14 protein-coding genes are annotated in these 17,442 nt (G+C 61.9%); 5 read left to right on the top strand and 9 right to left on the bottom strand.

The window, feature by feature from the left end; all coding sequences use genetic code 11:
- Window positions 1-7: 7 nt before the first annotated feature.
- Together B5F90_RS03200 and trkA are read right to left on the bottom strand one after the other, a co-directional pair.
- The gene (locus B5F90_RS03200; protein ID WP_087361105.1) at window positions 8-1,468 is read right to left on the bottom strand and encodes a GH3 auxin-responsive promoter family protein; all 1,461 of its coding nucleotides are present in this window, start codon (window positions 1,466-1,468) and stop codon (window positions 8-10) included.
- A gap of 25 nt (window positions 1,469-1,493) precedes the next feature.
- On the bottom strand, window positions 1,494-2,834 hold the full coding sequence (gene trkA / locus B5F90_RS03205; RefSeq protein WP_087361107.1) for a Trk system potassium transporter TrkA: 1,341 nt from the start codon (window positions 2,832-2,834) through the stop codon (window positions 1,494-1,496).
- 156 nt (window positions 2,835-2,990) lie between these two features.
- On the opposite strand from trkA, the gene B5F90_RS03210 reads away from it, so the two are divergent.
- Window positions 2,991-3,305, top strand: a complete 315-nt coding sequence (locus B5F90_RS03210) for a hypothetical protein (RefSeq protein ID WP_234025668.1) — start codon at window positions 2,991-2,993, stop codon at window positions 3,303-3,305.
- A 462-nt stretch (window positions 3,306-3,767) separates the two neighbouring features.
- Here B5F90_RS03210 and cysQ read toward each other — a convergent pair whose 3' ends face one another.
- Window positions 3,768-4,610 carry a 3'(2'),5'-bisphosphate nucleotidase CysQ gene (cysQ, locus tag B5F90_RS03215; RefSeq protein ID WP_087361109.1) on the bottom strand — a complete coding sequence of 281 codons (843 nt, stop codon included), beginning with the start codon at window positions 4,608-4,610 and terminating at the stop codon, window positions 3,768-3,770.
- 324 nt (window positions 4,611-4,934) lie between these two features.
- Between cysQ and rplU the strand changes: the two genes are divergently transcribed.
- Both rplU and rpmA read left to right on the top strand, forming a co-directional pair.
- Window positions 4,935-5,246, top strand: a complete 312-nt coding sequence (rplU, locus tag B5F90_RS03220) for a 50S ribosomal protein L21 (RefSeq protein ID WP_087361111.1) — start codon at window positions 4,935-4,937, stop codon at window positions 5,244-5,246.
- 21 nt (window positions 5,247-5,267) lie between these two features.
- Complete coding sequence (gene rpmA, locus B5F90_RS03225; protein WP_087361113.1) at window positions 5,268-5,528, top strand: 50S ribosomal protein L27; 261 nt, start codon at window positions 5,268-5,270, stop codon at window positions 5,526-5,528.
- A gap of 141 nt (window positions 5,529-5,669) precedes the next feature.
- Here rpmA and B5F90_RS03230 read toward each other — a convergent pair whose 3' ends face one another.
- On the bottom strand, window positions 5,670-6,185 hold the full coding sequence (locus B5F90_RS03230; protein ID WP_087361115.1) for an META domain-containing protein: 516 nt from the start codon (window positions 6,183-6,185) through the stop codon (window positions 5,670-5,672).
- 350 nt (window positions 6,186-6,535) lie between these two features.
- On the bottom strand, window positions 6,536-10,063 hold the full coding sequence (gene nifJ, locus B5F90_RS03235) for a pyruvate:ferredoxin (flavodoxin) oxidoreductase (protein ID WP_087361116.1): 3,528 nt from the start codon (window positions 10,061-10,063) through the stop codon (window positions 6,536-6,538).
- Between the two features lie 365 nt (window positions 10,064-10,428).
- Here nifJ and B5F90_RS03240 point away from each other — a divergent pair, with 365 nt between their 5' ends.
- Together B5F90_RS03240 and B5F90_RS03245 are read left to right on the top strand one after the other, a co-directional pair.
- Window positions 10,429-11,667 carry a pitrilysin family protein gene (locus B5F90_RS03240; RefSeq protein WP_087361118.1) on the top strand — a complete coding sequence of 413 codons (1,239 nt, stop codon included), beginning with the start codon at window positions 10,429-10,431 and terminating at the stop codon, window positions 11,665-11,667.
- On the top strand, window positions 11,667-12,947 hold the full coding sequence (locus tag B5F90_RS03245) for a pitrilysin family protein (protein WP_087361289.1): 1,281 nt from the start codon (window positions 11,667-11,669) through the stop codon (window positions 12,945-12,947). The genes B5F90_RS03240 and B5F90_RS03245 overlap by 1 nt, the downstream gene beginning before the upstream one ends.
- A gap of 201 nt (window positions 12,948-13,148) precedes the next feature.
- On the opposite strand, the gene rsmA is transcribed toward B5F90_RS03245, so the two are convergent.
- The 4 genes from rsmA to recQ form a co-directional block, all read right to left on the bottom strand.
- Window positions 13,149-14,198, bottom strand: a complete 1,050-nt coding sequence (rsmA, locus tag B5F90_RS03250) for a 16S rRNA (adenine(1518)-N(6)/adenine(1519)-N(6))-dimethyltransferase RsmA (RefSeq protein ID WP_087361119.1) — start codon at window positions 14,196-14,198, stop codon at window positions 13,149-13,151.
- Between the two features lie 368 nt (window positions 14,199-14,566).
- Entirely contained in the window at window positions 14,567-14,827 is a 261-nt protein-coding gene (locus B5F90_RS03255; protein WP_087361121.1) for a hypothetical protein, read from the bottom strand.
- A 26-nt stretch (window positions 14,828-14,853) separates the two neighbouring features.
- Entirely contained in the window at window positions 14,854-15,078 is a 225-nt protein-coding gene (locus B5F90_RS03260) for a hypothetical protein (protein ID WP_087361123.1), read from the bottom strand.
- A 138-nt stretch (window positions 15,079-15,216) separates the two neighbouring features.
- Window positions 15,217-17,421, bottom strand: a complete 2,205-nt coding sequence (recQ, locus tag B5F90_RS03265; RefSeq protein WP_087361125.1) for a DNA helicase RecQ — start codon at window positions 17,419-17,421, stop codon at window positions 15,217-15,219.
- Window positions 17,422-17,442: the final 21 nt, after the last annotated feature.

The following is a 17,442-nucleotide window of genomic DNA, read 5'->3' on the forward strand; positions in this document are numbered from 1 at the left end:
GTCCGGACTACTTGCCCCCGAGCACCGAGTCGGCCACGCGGCGGTCGTTCATCAGACGCGGCACCTTGTTCTTCCCCTTGCGGCGCATCCAGTCAAGGAAGCGGCCCCGCTCGACCACCGTGATGCGCGGCAGGTCGAGCGTCGTCAGACGCTTGGCGTCGTAGTCCGAGTTGATGGCCCGCAGCTCGCGGTCGAGCACCTCGGCGAAGCGGGCCCGGTCATCGGGCTCGCGGTCGAACTCCACAATCCACTCGTGGGCGCCCCGCTCGCGGAGGCTCATGTAGCAGGGAGCCACCGTATACTCGCCCACCACGGCGCCCGTCTCGCGGCAGGCCCGCTCCAGGGCGCGGTCGGCGTTGTCGGCAATCACCTCCTCGCCGAAGGCGTTGATGTACTGGCGCGTACGCCCTGCAAAGCGAATCCGGTAGGGGTCCGTCGAGGTGAACTCCACCGTATCGCCGATTTCGTAGCGCCACAGCCCGTTGTTCGAGGTGATGACCAGAGCATAGACCTCGCCGCTCTTCACCCCTTCGAGCGGCACGATGCTGTCGCCCTGGCGGAATTCGAAGTAGGTGCCGTAGTCGAGCATCAGCAGCATGTCGCTGCGCGTGGGGTCGTCGGCCAGGGCGAAGAAGCCCTCCGAGGCGTTGTAGGTCTCCATGTACTGCATCTCGGGCGAGGGTATCAGCTCCTCGAACGAACGCCTGTAGGGGGTGAACTCCACCCCGCCGTGGGCGAACATGCAGAGATTGGGCCACACTTCGAGCAGGTTGCTGCGCCCCGTATACTCGAGCACGCGGCGCATCAGCGCCAGGTTCCACGACGGCACGCCGGCAAAGGCCGTGATGTTCTCGCCCGTGCACTCGCGGCAGATGGCCTCGGCCTTGCGGTCGAAATCGGCGATGAGGGCCGTCTGCATCTTCGGCGCGCGGAACCAGCCGCTCCAGAAGGTCGTCTCGTGGATGAGCAGCGCCGAGAGGTCGCCCACCAGATTCGACCCCTCCTGCCGGCATGAACCGCCGAGCGTGAGCGTCTTGCCGTCGAAGACCTTCGAGCGGGGGTTGTTGGCCGCGAAGACCGTCGCCACGTCGCGCATGCCCATCGTATGGTTCCACCACAGCGATTCCCGCGTGACGGGGATGTACTTGCTCCGGTCGGAGGTGGTGCCCGACGAGCGGGCAAAGAGCGTGACGCGGCCCGGAGCCGTCACGTCGGACTCACCGGCCAGCATCCGCTCGATGTAGGGCTTGAAGGTGTCGTAGTCGAACGTCTCGACCATCGAGGCGAACTGCTCGGGCGTGCGGATGCGGCCCAGGTTGTAGCGCCAGCCGAACTCCGTGCGGCGGCCCCGGCGCAGAAGCTGCCGGAACATGCGCGCCTGGGTCTCCACGGGGTGGCGGCGGAAGGTGTCGATGGCCCGCTCGCGCTGCGAGAAGTAGGCCCTCAGAAGTATGCTGCGAAGTGACAAAATCGTTTTTGTTGCTTAAAGTTCCTTAGTTGAAGAAGTAGCCCACGCGGCCCACCGACTCGGGCATGGCGAAGACCACCACGCGGTCGTAGGGCTGTATCATCGAGTTGTCGACCGCAATGAAGACCTTGTCGCCGCGGACGATGCCGCCGATGATGGTATCCTCGGGAAGCCCCATCTCCTTGATGCGGCACTTGGTGGCCGGCGAGTTGGGCTTGACGATGAACTCGAGCACCTCGGCGTCGCTGCCCGTCAGGCACTTGATGGCCTGCACGTCGGTCGACATCGTGAAGCGGAAGATGTTCGACGCCGTGATGAGCTTCTTGTTGATGATGGTGTCGATGCCGATGGACTCGGCCAGATTGATGTAGTTGAGGTTCTCGACCTCGGCAATCACCTTCTTGACGCCCATGCGCTTGGCCAGCATCGCCGCCAGGATGTTCGTCTCGCTGCGGCCCGTCACCGCCACGAAGGCGTCCATGTTCGAGAGGCCCTCCTCCATCATCGCCTCCGTATTACGCCCGTCCTCATTGATAATCAATGTCTTGTCGAGCATCTCGGCCAGACGGTAGGCCTTCTCGGCGTTGTAGTCGATGAGCTTGATGTTGACCTCGTCCTGCAGCTCGGTGGCGATGCGGATGCCGATGCGCGAGCCACCGAGTATCATCATGTTCTTGATTTCGATGTTCGACTGCCCCGAGAACTCCATCACCTCGCGCACGGCATCCTGACGGGCGATGACGTAGATGATGTCACCCTCGAAGTAGCGCTCGCCGCGGTGCGGAATGATGGTCTCGCCGCCGCGCGTGATGGCCACCGTGCGGTAGTTGAGCTCGGTCTGCTCCTCGTCGAAGCCCGTGAGCTCCTGCCCCACCAGCGGCGAGGCGGGCTCCAGACGGAAGACCGCCAGCGAGAGCTTGCCGCTCGAGAAGTCGACATACTCGGTGGTCGAGGTGTGGCCCAGCAGGTTGATGACCTCGCGGGCGGCCACCTTTTCGGGATAGAAGAGGTAGTCGATGCCCATCTCGATGAACATCTCCTTGTTGTTGGGCTCGAGGTATTCGTTGTTGTCGATGCGTGCGATGGACTTCTTGGCCCCCAGCTGCTTGGCGAGCATCGCCGCCACGACGTTGTCGTTCTCCTCGTGGTTGACGGCGATGAAGAGGTCGCACTTGCGCACCGAGGCCTTGCGCAGCACGGCAAAGGTGGTCGAGTCGCCCTCGACCGTAATGACGTCGGCCAGGCTGCCCACGTCGGCCAGCAGCTTCTGGTCGGCGTCGATGATGGTGATGTCGTGGCCGTTTCCGCTCAGCATCTTGGCCAGATGGCTCCCCATCTCGCCGGCTCCCGCAATGACGATTCTCATAGGTTCGATTTTTGGCCGGATGCCGCGCCCGCAACGCTCCGGCCGGCTTTTTCGGGTCGGGGTTCGGAACAGGGCGGCATTTTTGCAAATTAATTTACAAATGTATACATTTGTCCCGGAAAGCCCAAAATTTCGGACCCTAAAAACACACATGTCATGCCATCGTGGTTGATTCTTCTGCTGGCCGCCATTGCGGCCGTCGCCCTGTTCGTCGTCGGGATGTCGCTCACGCTGATGTTCAAGGGGCACTTCATCGATTCGGAAATCTCGACCAACAAGAACATGCAGCGGCTGGGCATCAAGTGCGCCGTGCAGGAGTCGCGTGAGGATTCGGGCCAGACCGACTGCGTCACAGCGGGCTGCTCGGGCAACTGCTCGGCCTGCGACATCGAGGAGCAGCGCATCCACCACGCCCCGGCGGGGAGCCGCACGGCAGCTTCCGCCTCCGCGGAGCAACCGGCAGCACGTTAGTCCGGCCGTCCCGGCTAAGCCCCGGCGCCGGGCACAAAATCCCAGTTCCGCGCGTCGTAAAGTCCCCGACAAGCGGGCGCCGGGCACAAAAAGCAGGTGCCGGGCACAAAAAAGGCGGGTGCCGGGCACAAAAAAGGCGGGTGCCGGGCCCACAAAGGGCGCCGAGCACAAAAAAAAGAGGAGTTACGACTCCTCTTTCTTTTTATCCATATCCTCGCCCGGCGGCGGTATTCCGACATCAGACCGGCAGCGGCACATCCTGCCGCCTCTCCCTCAACGGCAACATACCCTTCTGCTTCGTTCGCAACGGCAATACCTCCTTCACTCCGACCAACGGAGACACACCGTCCGACCTCACCTTCACCGGGGAGCTGACCCCAATTCAGTCGCAGCCAAGACTTCCTCCCGGGCATGCCCGCTTCCACTGCTCCGCTCCGGGCCCGGCGCCGCATCCGCGCAGAGTCAGAGCCGGCAGCACTTCGCCCGGCAGACGAACCAGGGGTTGTGGAGGTCCTCCTCGTTGTAGCGAAGCTCACGCCCCTCGGGCAGCGAACGGGTCTGACCGCCCGCCTCCGAGAGAATCAGCTCCCCGGCCGCCGTATCCCACTCGTAGGTGGGCGACGTGCGGACGTAGTAGTCGACCGTACCCTCGGCCAGCAGGCAGAACTTGTAGGAGCTGCCCTGCTCGACCACCTCCAGATTGGGCCAGCGGCGGCGCAGCTCCTCGATATGCTCGTGCGTCTCGGGGGTCTGGTGCGAACGCGAGACGGCCACGCGCTGCCGCTCGCGACTGCCGTCGAAGAGCGGCAATCGTCTCCAGCCGGAGACAATCTGCTCGTAGGTATAGTCGGCCGCCGCATCGGGCGCAATCCCCTCCTTGAGGTAGGAGCCGGCTCCGCGTCCGGCCACATACATCTTGGCAAAGTAGGGGACATAAATCACCGCGCCCACGCAGACATTGTTCTCCATGAGCGCGATGTTGACCGTGAATTCGTTGTTACCCTTGAGGAATTCTACCGTTCCGTCGAGCGGGTCGACCAGCCAGAAGAGCTCCCAGTTGCGGCGCTCCTCGTAGCGCAGTTCGCGCCCCTCCTCGCTCAGAATCGGTATCCGCGTGGGGCCGAGGTACTCGCGGATGGTCTTGTGGGCCAGCCGGTCGGCCAGCGTGATGGGGGTTCGGTCGCTCTTGAGGCTCACCTCATACGACGAGCTGTCCTTGTAGACCTCCATGATGGCTGCCCCGGCCCGCACCGCCGCATTGAACAGCGGCGGGAGCAGGAACTTCCGCTCCTTGTCGTTTATCATCGTTCGTCCTGTTTTTGTTCGATACTCATTGCTGGCATAAAGGTAGCAACAATTTATGATATTGTGAAATTTTTCACAATCAATTCCACCCATACCGTCCACAGCTCCGGTCATCGCCGCTCAAGGCCGCTTCCTGTATTTTCATAACGCTCTACCCTCCTGAAAATTGCGTGGCAATGGCCCTGCCGCACCGTGCCGACGCCCGCCAGAACCGTGCCGAAGCGGCGGCCGCGAAAAAAATTAGCGCAGGTTGTTGCGTATGAAGCGAATAATACATATCTTTGCATGCTGAATTTATGTTCAAAAACATAATTTACACATTCAATGTACGTTATAGTAGAGATTGCAGGTCAGCAATTCAAAGCTGAGAAAGGTCGGAAACTTTATGTTCACCGTCTCCAGGGCGAAGAAAACTCGTCCGTAAGTTTCGACAAGGTCCTGCTCGCAGACAACGACGGTCAGGTCAAGGTAGGCGCACCTGTAGTAGAAGGCGCCTCGGTAAAGTGCAAGATTCTGAAGCACCTGAAGGACGACAAGGTCCTCGTCTTCAAGAAGAAGCGCAGAACGGGATACCAGAAGTGCAACGGACACCGCCAGTATCTGACGCAGGTGCTCGTAGAGGAGATTGTTGCATAAACCTTTAAAAACTGAAGAGAAATGGCACACAAGAAAGGTGTAGGTAGTTCGAAGAACGGCCGTGAGTCGGAAAGCAAGCGACTCGGCGTGAAACTGTTCGGCGGTCAGTTCGCAAAGGCAGGTAACATCATCGTTCGTCAGCGCGGTACGGTACACAATCCGGGCGAGAACGTCGGCATGGGCAAGGACCACACGCTCTTCGCGCTGGTCGACGGTACGGTCGAGTTCTGCAAGAAGGCGAGCGGCAAGTCCTATGTAAGCGTTACCCCGCTGAGCGAGTAACTGCTTTCGGAACGCGAAACAAGGCGGATTTCCCCTGCGGGAAGTCCGCTTTTTTCGTATCGACGCACAAGTGCTGCCGTCGGGCAACAAAAAGGGGTGGCCCCTCCGGGAGCCACCCTTTTCCTATTCCGAAGAGGGTCGTTACTCGACCACGTCAATCGAATCCATCACCTCGATGGCAGCCTCGGCCGCCTCGACGGGGGTCACCCTGGCAGCCGGAGCATCCTGGGTCGTCGGCACCGCTGCGCTCTGCGCCTTGAAGGTGGCAAGCGCCTTGCCGTTGCCGAGCAGCGTCAGCGTCTCACCCTCGATGGCGTAGCCGTCCACCCCGTTGAGCATCTCCACGAAGGCGTTCTCATACTCCATCTCGGGGCAGGCCATCCGCGTCATACCCATGTTGTCGAACTCGAGCTCGTTGCCGTTGAGTGCATAGCGGCCGAAGAAGCGGTTGCAGTTCGTACGACCGTTGACCATCGTATCGGCAGCGTTGAAGGTCAGCGTGAAGAAGTCGGCCTCGCGCGTGATGGCCTCGGCGGGAATGCCCTCCATCTGCTCCAGCTTCCACTGCGTACCTTCGAGCGCGACGGTCTTCCTGGCTCCGTCGCAGGCGGTCAGCGCAACCAGCACGGCTGCGGCCGCAAAGAGAATCTTTTTCATGTGTCTATTGTTTTTGTTGTTTGCTGTATCGGTTTTACGCCCTGGAGTCCAAAAGCCTTGCCGCAACGACACAAGCAGGCAACGGTCTTCAGCCCGGACCATTCTGCGGCAAAGATAACCAACTCGTTGCAATTCTCCCAATTTCAGGCGCTGAAAGCGTCGCCGAGGCCCGGAGAAGGTCCAGCCGACCACCCTGCTGCCGTCCCGCTACCCTTCTTCATGGCCTTGTTACGTACGCAACCAAAGCGCGCCGGCTCGCACTGCCTCGAAGCGCCGCTCACCGCACGCACAAAAAAATCGCGGCACCCTGCTGAGGGTGCCGCGAATCGTTTATCGCATGTCGTCAACGATTAGTACTCGATTTTCGACAGACGCTTGTAGGTGTTGTAACGCCACTTGGCATTCTCCTCGGCAGCCTTGTAGAGCTCCTCGGCCTCGGTCGGGAAGGACTTCTGGAGCGACGAGTAACGAACCTCCTTCATCAGGAATTCGCGGAACTTCGTCCAGTCGGGCTCCTTCGAGTCGAGCACGAAGGGGTTCTTGCCCTCGGCCTCAAGCTGCGGGTTGTAGTGCCACAGGTGCCAGTAGCCGCATGCTACGGCCTCCTTGCCGACGGTCTGCGTACGCGTCATACCGCCCTTGATGCCGTGGTTGATACACGGAGCGTAGGCGATGATGAGCGACGGACCGGGATAGGCCTCGGCCTCCTTCAGCACGTTGAAGAGCTGCTGCTGCGAGCCGCCAATCGAAACCTGGGCAACGTATACATAGCCGTAGGTCATGGCCATCGCGCCGAGGTCCTTCTTGCGGACGCGCTTGCCGGCCGATGCGAACTTGGCAACGGCACCCACGGGGGTCGACTTCGACGACTGGCCGCCCGTATTGGAGTAAACCTCCGTATCGACAACCAGCACGTTCACATCCTGACCCGTCGAGAGAACATGGTCCAGACCGCCGTAGCCGATGTCGTAGCCCCAGCCGTCACCGCCGATAATCCACTGCGACTTCTTGATGAGCCAATCCTTGTGGGCGAGAATCTCCTTGCAGTAGTCGCAGCCGCAGGCCTCCATCATCGGCACCAGACGGGCCGTAACCTCGGCCGAGCCGGCCGACGAACCGCGGTTGGCAATCCACTCCTTCATCACGCCCTTCAGCTCGTCGGAGCACTTCGAGCAGTTGGCTATGGCCTCCTCCATCGTCTGCTGGATGCGGTCGCGGAGCTTCTCCACGCCGATGTGCATGCCCAGACCGAACTCGGCGTTATCCTCGAAGAGCGAGTTGGCCCATGCCGGACCCTTGCCCTCGGCGTTGGTGCAGTAGGGAGTCGACGGAGCCGAACCCGAGTAAATCGACGTACAGCCCGTAGCGTTGGCAACCATCATCTTGTCGCCGAAGAGCTGCGTGATGGCCTTGATGTAGGGCGTCTCGCCGCAACCGGCGCAGGCACCCGAGAACTCGAAGAGCGGCTGTGCGAACTGGAGGTTCTTCACCGACTTGGTCTTGTCGACCACCTGCTTGTAGCCGATGTGCTTGGTCAGGTAGTCCCAGTTCTTCTGCTGCGGGAGCTGCTCCTCCAGAGGACGCATTACCAGCGCCTTCTCCTTGGCCGGGCAGATATCGACGCAGTTGCCGCAACCCGTACAGTCGAGCGGCGAAATCTGGATGCGGAACTTGTAGGCCTTCGTCTCGCCCAGACCCTGCTTCCACTCCGTACCCGAAGCGGCAGCCTCCTCGTCGGTTGCCAGGAAGGGACGAATCACGGCGTGGGGGCAGACATAGGCGCACTGGTTGCACTGGATACAGTTGGCAATCTGCCACTCGGGAACGTTGACGGCGATGCCGCGCTTCTCGTAGGCGGCCGTACCGTTCTCCCACGTGCCGTCCTCACGGCCGTTGAAGGCCGATACCGGCAGGTCATCGCCCTTCAGACCGTTGATGGGCTCGACAATCTTGCGGACGAACTCGGGATAGGAAGCATCCGACGGATGGGTGAAGCCCTTGTCCTCAATCTGTGCCCACTCGGCCGGAACCTCGACCTTCTCAACGGCGTTGCCGCCGGCGTCGACGGCCGCATAGTTCATGTTGACGATATCCTCGCCCTTCTTGCCGTAGGACTTCAGGATGGCGTGCTTCATCTCCTCAACCGCCTTCTCGAAGGGAATGACGTTGGCAATCTTGAAGAAAGCCGACTGCATGATGGTGTTCGTACGCGAACCCAGACCCAGCTCGGAGGCAATCTTCGTGGCGTTGATGATGTAGAAGTTGATGTGGTTCTTCGCCAGGTAGGCCTTCATGTGGTCGGGCAGCGTGGCGCAGGTCGTGGCGGCGTCGTGCACCGAGTTGAGCAGGAACGAACCGCCGGCCTTCAGACCCTTCAGCACGTCGTACTTGTCGACATACGAAGGCACGTGGCAGGCCACGAAGTCGGGCGTGGTCACCAGATAGGGCGACGTGATGGGCTTGTCACCGAAACGCAGGTGCGACGAGGTGTAGCCTCCCGACTTCTTCGAGTCGTAGGAGAAGTATGCCTGGCAGTACTTGTTGGTCGTACCGCCGATAATCTTGATGGAGTTCTTGTTGGCACCCACCGTACCGTCGGCGCCCAGACCGAAGAAGAGAGCCTCGAACGTACCGGGCTTGGCCAGCGAAATCTCCTTGCCGACGGGCAGCGAGTGGAAGGTCACGTCGTCGGTGATGCCCACCGTGAACTGGTTCTTCGGCTCGGCAGCCTTGAGGTTGGCGAAGACGGCCAGCATCTGTGCCGGCGTGGTGTCCTTCGACGAGAGGCCGTAGCGGCCGCCGATGATGAGCACCTTGCGGTCCGTGCGCGAGAAGGCCTCGACAACATCCATGTAGAGGGGGTCGCCGTTGGCTCCGGGCTCCTTCGTGCGGTCGAGCACGCAGATGCGCTTTACGCTCTGGGGCAGCACGTCCATCAGGTACTTCACCGAGAAGGGACGGTAGAGGTGAACGGTCACCACGCCGAGCTTCTCGCCCTTGGCGTTCAGGTAGTCGACCGTCTCCTTCAGGGTCTCGGTCACCGAACCCATCGCGATGACGACATGCTCGGCATCGGGAGCGCCGTAGTATACGAAGGGCTTGTATTCACGGCCGGTGATTTTCGAAATCTGGGCCATCGTCTCGGCCACCATGTCGGGCACGGCGTCGTAGAACTTGTTGGCAGCCTCGCGCGTCTGGAAGTAGATGTCGGGGTTCTGGGCCGTACCGCGCGTTACGGGGTGCTCGGGGTTGAGCGCACGCTGACGGAAGGCCTTCAGGGCATCGCGGTCAAGCAGCGCCGTGAGGGCTGCCTCGTCGATGAGCTCGATTTTCTGGATTTCGTGCGAGGTGCGGAAACCGTCGAAGAAGTGCAGGAACGGCACGCGCGACTTGAGCGCCACGAGGTGTGCCACGCCGGCGAGGTCCATAACCTCCTGCACGGACGAGGTGGCCAGCATGGCGAAGCCGGTCTGACGCGTGGCCATCACATCCTGGTGGTCACCGAAAATCGAGAGCGACTGGGCAGCCAGCGCACGGGCCGAAACGTGGAAGACGCCCGGCAGCAGCTCGCCCGAAATCTTGTACATATTCGGAATCATCAGCAGCAGGCCCTGCGATGCGGTGAAGGTCGACGTAAGCGCACCGCTCTGCAGCGAGCCGTGTACGGCACCCGCAGCACCCGCCTCCGACTGCATTTCAATCACCTTGACGGTCTCGCCGAAGATGTTCTTGCGGCCCTGAGCGGCCCACTCGTCCACGAGCTCTGCCATGGTCGACGACGGCGTGATGGGGTAAATCGCCGCAACCTCCGAGAACATGTATGCCACATGAGCCGCAGCGTAGTTGCCATCACAAGTGATAAATTTCTTTTCAGCCATTTTTAAAAGGTTTTTGGATGATATTGTGTTGTTTTTCTGTATGCTTGTGCAGACGCGTGGCAAATATACAAATTTTCATCAAAAAAAACGATGACGTCCGCCAAACAAATTTTACGCTCCCGCTGTGTTAAAAAATTAACAATCTACACGTTATTCGCCCGCCCCGGCCTGCGGCGTGCGTACCGCGGCTACCCTCCCGCCCCGGGGCGCACGACGCCGCGCACGCATGCCGTGAGGGCCGCCGCCGCGGAGCGGTTTTTGCGGAGAGCCTCTCCGCGCATATTTAATTAAGGAAGCGCGGCGGGCCGTGCAAAAAACCGGGCCGCAGAGGCGTTTTGCCCTCCGCTTTTCGTATCTTTGCATCCATGATTGCCTACCGTACCAAACGTCTTGCCAACGGGCTGACGGTCGTCGTGAACCGCGACCGCCAGTCGAAACTCGCCGCGGTGAACATCCTCTACCGGGTCGGCGCCCGCAACGAGCGCCCCGACCGGACGGGCTTCGCCCATCTGTTCGAGCACCTGATGTTCCGCGGCACGCGCCGCATCCCCAACTTCGACCTCCCGGTCCAGATGGCCGCCGGCGACAACAACGCCTTTACCAACAACGACTATACCGATTTCTACATCACGCTGCCGAAGGACAACATCGAGACGGCGCTCTGGCTCGAGAGCGACCGCATGGAGGGGTTGGACATCACCTCCGAGAAGCTCGAAACGGAGAAGCGCGTGGTCATCGAGGAGTTCCGCCAGCGCTACCTCAACCAGCCCTACGGCGACCAGCAGATGCTGCTGCGGGCGCTGGCCTACAAGGTCCACCCCTACCGCTGGTCGACCATCGGACTGACACCCGACCACATCGCCGCCGCCTCGCTCGACGAGGTGCGCCGCTTCTACCGCGACCACTATCACCCCGGCAACGCCATCCTCTCGCTCTCGGCCGACATCGACGAGGAGCGGATGCTCGACCTCGCGGAGCGTTACTTCGGCCAGATTGCCCCCCGCACGGTGACCGAAGAGCCCATCGCGCAGGAGCCTCCGCAGCGGGAGGCGCGCCGCGAGGAGGTCGAGCGCGACGTGCCGGCCACGGCCATCTCCATCGCCTACCACATGGGCGACCGCCTCTCGCCCGACTTCTACACGGCCGACCTGGTCTCGGACCTGCTGGCCGGCGGCGACTCGGGGCGGCTCTACAACCGCCTGGTCAAGGAGCGCAGGCTGCTGGCCAGCGTCAACGCCTACATCACGGGCGACCGCGACCCGGGACTCTTCGTCTTCACGGGACAGCTGCTCCCCGAGACGACGCCCGAGCAGGCCGAAGAGGCGCTGCTGGGCGAGATGGAGGAGCTCTGCCGCACCCCGGCCTGCGAGTACGAGACCGAGAAGGTCAAGAACAAGTTCGAGGCCAACACCCTCTTCGGCGAGCTGAACGTGATGAACAAGGCGATGAACCTCGGCTTCTACGAGATGCTGGGCGACCTGGCGCTCATCAACGCCGAGGTAGACCGCTACCGCAGCGTTACGGCCGACGACATTATTGACTTCAGCCGCCGGACCTTCCGCGCGGAGAACTCCTCGACACTCATCTACAAGGCACGCTCATGATGAAACAACCGCCCCTGATTATCCCCTCGCAGGTCGATGTAACGCCAGCCGAACTGCACACGCTGCCTAACGGCGTGCGGCTCTACACCCTTGCGGCCCCCGAATTCGAGGTGCTGCGCATCTCGTTCGTCTTCCGCGCCGGCACGGCCCGTCAGCGGGAGTTCTTCACCGCCTCGACGACCGCCAACATGCTCGCCGAAGGGAGCCGCGGGATGACGGCGCAGCAGATTGCCGAACGGCTCGACTACTACGGCTCGTGGTACGATGCCAACATCGACCGCGACTACGCCTACATCAGTTTCGCCGCCCTTTCGAAGTTCGTACCCCAGACGCTCGAGGTGGCCCGGGAGATTCTGCTCCGCCCGCTCTTTCCCGAGGAGGAGCTGCGCAGCTACTGCGCGAAGCGCCGCCAACGGCTCACCATCGACCGCACGAAGGTCGACGTGCGGGCCCGCGAGGCCTTTGCCCAGGCGCTCTTCGGGACGACGCACCCCTACGGCATTGCGGCGCCGACCGAGGCCTACGACGCGGTGACGCGGCAGGCTGTCGAGCGCTTCTACCGCGAACACTACACCGCCGACCAGACGCTGGTGGTCTGCAGCGGCCGCATCGGAGCACAGGAGCTCGATGCCGTCGGACGCCTTGCCGGCGCCCTAGCGACCTCCGCGGCCGGCGTCGAGGAGCCCATGCCGGCACCCGAGACCACCCACAGGCTCATCCTGCCTCATGCCGGGGCGGTGCAGTCGGCCATCCGCATCGGGCGGCTGCTCTTCCCGCGGCAGCATCCCGACTTTCTGGGCATGCAGGTGGTGGCCATGCTGCTGGGCGGCTACTTCGGCTCGCGTCTGATGCAAAACCTGCGTGAGCGCAACGGATTCACCTACGGGGTGGTGGCCGCCATGGTCAACTTCGAGCAGGCGGGCTACTTCGCCGTCGCAACACAGGTGGGCAGCGAGGTGACGGCCGAGGCGCTGGGCCAAATCTATGCCGAAATCGAGCGTCTGCGCAACGAGCCGGTCTCCGAGGAGGAGCTCTCGCTGGTGCGGAACATGATGGTCGGCGAGATGCTGCGCATCCTCGACGGCCCCTTCGGCATCGCCGACGTGACGATTGAGAACCTGCTCTGCGGCGACGGCAACGAGGTCATCGAGCAGAACATCGGCCGCATCCGGGCCATCACCCCCGCCGAGGTGCAGCGCCTGGCGCGACAGTATCTGGCCCACGAGGATTTGGTGACGGTCGTCGTCGGCGACCCCGAACTCGGCACGCTGCCCGAGTAGTCCGGACCGAATCCGCGGGACGCAAAGCAACCGGGTTGCAGAGATGCGGAGGCGCCCCGCGCCGCGCACGCAGGCGGAAGCCCCCGACGCCGGCCGACAGGCTCCGCCCTGCAGAAAAAGCGAACCCCGGAGGGACCCATGAATAAAGGTTCCTCCGGGGTTTTCCATACGGCACCCGCTCTTCGGAGCGTCCGTCTTACGTCAGGCTCCGGTCGGACCGGCCGCCCCCTGGTTGCGCTCCGCCGGTGCATCCGCCCCTGCGCCGTCTGCGGAGGCAGCTCCGATGTGTGCCGCCACCCAGCGCGTCAGCTCGACGAACTCGGCCACCGACAGCGTCTCGGCACGCCGTGAAAAGAAGGGGTGCTCCTCGCCGCCAAAGTTGCCGAAGACGGCCCGGAGCGAGTTGCGCAGCATCTTGCGCCGCTGGCCGAACGACGCCTTGACCACCCGCACGAAGAGCCGCTCGTCGCAGTCGAGCCGCTCGACGCCGTTGCGGCGCAGGCGGATGACGGCGCTCTTGACCTTCGGAGGGGGATTGAAGACCGTCTCGTTGACCGTGAAGAGGTATTCGATGTCGTACCACGCCTGCAGCAGCACGCTCAGGATGCCGTACTCCTTCGAGCCGGGAGGCTCGGCCAGACGCACGGCCACCTCGCGCTGAATCATCCCGACGCATTCGGGCACCAGGTCGCGGTTCTCCAGGATTTTGAAGAAAATCTGGGACGAAATGTTGTAAGGGAAGTTGCCAATCACCTTCACCCCGCGCGGAAAGAGGTCGCGGAGCTCCATCCGCAGGAAATCGCCCTCCATAAGGCGCGGCGTAAACTCGGGATAGTGGTCGTGCAGGTAGGCGACGCTCTCGGAGTCGATTTCGGCGCCGTAGGTAACGATGTCGCGGCGCTGCAGCAGGAAGCGGGTCAGGACCCCCATGCCGCACCCCACCTCGAGTACGTCGCAGGCGCCGCCGGCAGGCACATCCGCCTCCTGTCCGGAGGCTTCGGACGGCACGGAGGGCTTCGGCGCGCTCTTCGCCGTGGAGCTCGCCACGACTGCGGTGTCCGATGCCACGTCTCCGTTTGGCGCATTGTTCGCTTTAGGCGCGGCGTCCGTCTCCGGCGCGGCACAGTGGAAGGAGCCGTCGGGTGTGGCCACGAGGGCGCCGCCCGAGAGCGCGTCGCAGATTTTGCGGGCAATGTTGAGGTCGACCAGGAAATGCTGGCCCAACGATTTTTTGGCTCTGACTTCAGTCATGGGTGCAAAGATACGAAAAGGGCGACAGAGAGCCAAACCGGAAGCCGGGTTTTCGCCGGCCGAAGAGGGCGCTCCATCGGCTCCGTCACGCAGACAGGGAGCAGCCTTCACCACTCCCTGTCCTCTTCTTGCTTCTTACTTCGGGTTCGGGAAGGTCGTCGCAACCCTCCGCAAGGTTCATTCCCCGCAGCAGCCGGTCCCGGAACGACCGCCCCGGTGCCTCAACGACACGGAGCCTTACCAACTCAGCGGCGTCCCTGCACAAACGGTCAACTACCCCACCGGCTCAGCGGCGGCTTTTGCACAACCGGGAACCACTCTGCCGGTTCAGCGCCCCTCCTGCACAAACGGGCCATCCCCCCACCGGCTCAGCGGCGGCCTCGGCGCAAGCGGGAGCGGTTCTTCTTCTCCTCCTTCTGTTCCTTGCGCTCCTGCTCACGGCGCGCCTGGCGCAGCCTCCGCTGCGTGACGCGGAACGAATAGAGCAGGCCGACGAAGCCCACGCCCAGCACGGCAACCCAGAACCAGACGGCGATGCCCGACGGCATGTATTCGACGGCATAGATGATGCCCGCAATGGCCACGACCATCATCAGCAGCCGCAGTCCCTGCAACAGTTTCTCTTTCATAGGCTCAGAATCTCAGTTTAGGCCCCTCAGGGGAGTTTGTGCGGATTGACCTCGTCGAGGTGGCGCCGCCGCTTCTTCTTGTATTCGTTCCAGGTCATGCCCGCACCCGCCAGCACGAAGAGGAAGGCAATGAGCAAATCGAGCAGACAGACACACGCCGGCCGTGCCACAAGCCAATAGATGTTGACCCCCAGCCACACGACAGTCGCACAGAAAAACACTAAGGCAAGAGTAAAGGTCTTCTTATTCATAGGCGTTCGTTTTAGGTTACATCGGGCCCCGCACCGGCTCCGGGCAGTGCCCGGACGACGCAAAGGTCCCTTATCTCGCGCACCGGAGAGACCCCTGCCGGCGGCACTGAAAACCGCCGGAAACGCCTCACCGGAGCATCAGTTGCCCTGCTCGCAGATGAACTTGATGCGCACCAGACGAATCTCCTCCTCCGTATAGTCGGGACCCAGCTCCTTGATGGCCGCATCGAGCGAATCGCTCTCGGCATCCTCCTTGAAGTAGAGGTAGATATCGTCGGCCTTGTCCTCGTCCATGAACTCGCGGATGTAGTAGGAGATATCGAGCTTCGTTCCCGAGTTGACGATGCCCTCGATTTCGGTCAGCAGCTCGTCGAAGTCGAGGTCCTTGGCGCGGGCGATGTCCTCGAAGTCCATCTTGCGGTCGATGGACTGGATGATGAATATCTTGTTGCCCGACTTGTTGCCCACCGACTTGACAATCATGTCCTGCGGGCGGATAATCTCCTTCTCCTCGACGTAGGCCTTGATGAGCTTGACGAACTCCTCGCCGAACTTGCGCGCCTTGCCCACGCCCACGCCCGTGATGTTCTGCATCTCCTCGAGCGTGATGGGGTACTGCACCGACATGTCCTCGAGCGAGGGGTCCTGGAAGATGACGAAGGGGGGCAGCCCGTGCTTCTTGGCCACCTTCTTGCGCAGGTCCTTGAGCATCGCGAAGAGCTCCTCGTCGGCCGCTCCGCCCTTGCCCATCGGCGCCACCGCCTCAATCTCCTTCTCCTCGGCGTCGTAGTCGTGGTCGAGCGTCACGGTCACGGGGAAGGGCATGGCGATGTAGTTCTCACCCTTGCGGTTGATGGAAATCAGACCGTAGTTCTCAATGTTCTTGTCGACCAGCCCGAGGATGAGCGCCTGACGCACCACGGCGCCCCAGAAGCGGTCATCGTGGTCGGCCCCGGCGCCGAACCACTTCGACTTGTTGTGGCCGTAGCTCTTGATGAGGGCCGTATTCTTGCCTAGGAGCACGTTGATGAGGTAGTCGCTCTTGAACTTGTCGCCGATGTCGCGCAGCGCCTCGAGCGCCATCTTCAGCTCGGCCTTGGCATCGACCTTGGGCTTGGGGTTGCGGCAGTTGTCGCAGTTGCCGCAGTTCTCCTCGGTATACTCCTCGCCGAAGTAGTGCAGCAGCGTCTTGCGGCGGCACATCGAGCTCTCGGCATAGGAGACCGTCTCGAGCAGCAGCAGCTTGCCGATTTCCTGCTCGGCAATGGGCTTGCCCTGCATGAACTTTTCCAGCTTCTGGATATCCTTGTAGCTGTAGAAGGCCAGGCAGTACCCCTCGCCGCCGTCGCGGCCCGCACGGCCCGTCTCCTGGTAGTAGCCCTCGAGCGACTTGGGCATGTCGTAGTGAATCACGTAGCGCACGTCGGGCTTGTCGATGCCCATGCCGAAGGCAATCGTCGCCACAATCACGTCGACACGCTCCATGAGGAAGTCGTCCTGGTTGGCAGCACGCGTCGAGGCATCCATGCCGGCATGGTAGGCGCGTGCCTTGATGCCGTTGGCCAAGAGCAGCTCGGTGAGCTCCTCGACCTTCTTGCGGCTCAGGCAGTAGATGATGCCGCTCTTGCCCTCGTTCTGCTTGATGAAGCGGATGATGTCGTGGTCGACGTTGTGCTTGGGCCTTATTTCATAATAGAGGTTGGGACGGTTGAACGACGACTTGAAGACCGAGGCGTCGGTCATGCCCAGGTTCTTCTGGATGTCCATCTGCACCTTGGGGGTGGCGGTGGCCGTCAGGGCAATGAGCGGCGCCGGGCCTATTTCGTTGATGATGGGGCGTATACGGCGGTACTCGGGCCGGAAGTCGTGGCCCCACTCCGAGATGCAGTGCGCCTCGTCAATGGCGTAGAACGAAATTTTGATTTTGCGCAGGAAGGCGACGTTGTCCTCCTTGGTCAGCGATTCGGGGGCGAAGTAGAGCAGCTTGGTCTTTCCCTCGAGCACGTCGGAGCGGACCTGCTGCACAGCCGTCTTGTTGAGCGACGAGTTGAGGAAGTGCGCAATGCCCGACTCGGCCGAGAAGGTCCGCATGGAGTCCACCTGATTCTTCATCAGGGCGATGAGCGGCGAGATGACAATCGCCACACCCTCCATCAGAAGCGCCGGAAGCTGGTAGCACAATGATTTGCCGCCGCCCGTTGGCATCAATACAAAGGTATCCCTGCCGGCCAACACGTTGCGGATGACGGCTTCCTGGTTCCCTTTGAACGATGAGAATCCAAAGTACTCCTTCAGCTTCTCGTGCAACAGCGATGATTGTTCCTTTTCCTGCTCCTGTTTCATTGTCGTCTGCACAGTCTCTAA

The sequence above is a fragment of the Alistipes sp. An31A genome (assembly GCF_002159425.1).
Lineage (GTDB): Bacteria > Bacteroidota > Bacteroidia > Bacteroidales > Rikenellaceae > Alistipes > Alistipes excrementigallinarum.

Coding starts and splice junctions, on each gene's coding strand:
- B5F90_RS03245 (WP_087361289.1), top strand. CDS start 11,667: ATGAAACAACCGCCCCTGATTATCCCCTCGCAGGTCGATGTAACGCCA.
- rplU (WP_087361111.1), top strand. CDS start 4,935: ATGTACGTTATAGTAGAGATTGCAGGTCAGCAATTCAAAGCTGAGAAA.
- B5F90_RS03260 (WP_087361123.1), bottom strand. CDS start 15,078: ATGAATAAGAAGACCTTTACTCTTGCCTTAGTGTTTTTCTGTGCGACT.
- cysQ (WP_087361109.1), bottom strand. CDS start 4,610: ATGATAAACGACAAGGAGCGGAAGTTCCTGCTCCCGCCGCTGTTCAAT.
- nifJ (WP_087361116.1), bottom strand. CDS start 10,063: ATGGCTGAAAAGAAATTTATCACTTGTGATGGCAACTACGCTGCGGCT.
- B5F90_RS03230 (WP_087361115.1), bottom strand. CDS start 6,185: ATGAAAAAGATTCTCTTTGCGGCCGCAGCCGTGCTGGTTGCGCTGACC.
- recQ (WP_087361125.1), bottom strand. CDS start 17,421: ATGAAACAGGAGCAGGAAAAGGAACAATCATCGCTGTTGCACGAGAAG.
- B5F90_RS03255 (WP_087361121.1), bottom strand. CDS start 14,827: ATGAAAGAGAAACTGTTGCAGGGACTGCGGCTGCTGATGATGGTCGTG.
- rsmA (WP_087361119.1), bottom strand. CDS start 14,198: ATGACTGAAGTCAGAGCCAAAAAATCGTTGGGCCAGCATTTCCTGGTC.
- B5F90_RS03210 (WP_234025668.1), top strand. CDS start 2,991: ATGCCATCGTGGTTGATTCTTCTGCTGGCCGCCATTGCGGCCGTCGCC.
- trkA (WP_087361107.1), bottom strand. CDS start 2,834: ATGAGAATCGTCATTGCGGGAGCCGGCGAGATGGGGAGCCATCTGGCC.
- B5F90_RS03240 (WP_087361118.1), top strand. CDS start 10,429: ATGATTGCCTACCGTACCAAACGTCTTGCCAACGGGCTGACGGTCGTC.
- rpmA (WP_087361113.1), top strand. CDS start 5,268: ATGGCACACAAGAAAGGTGTAGGTAGTTCGAAGAACGGCCGTGAGTCG.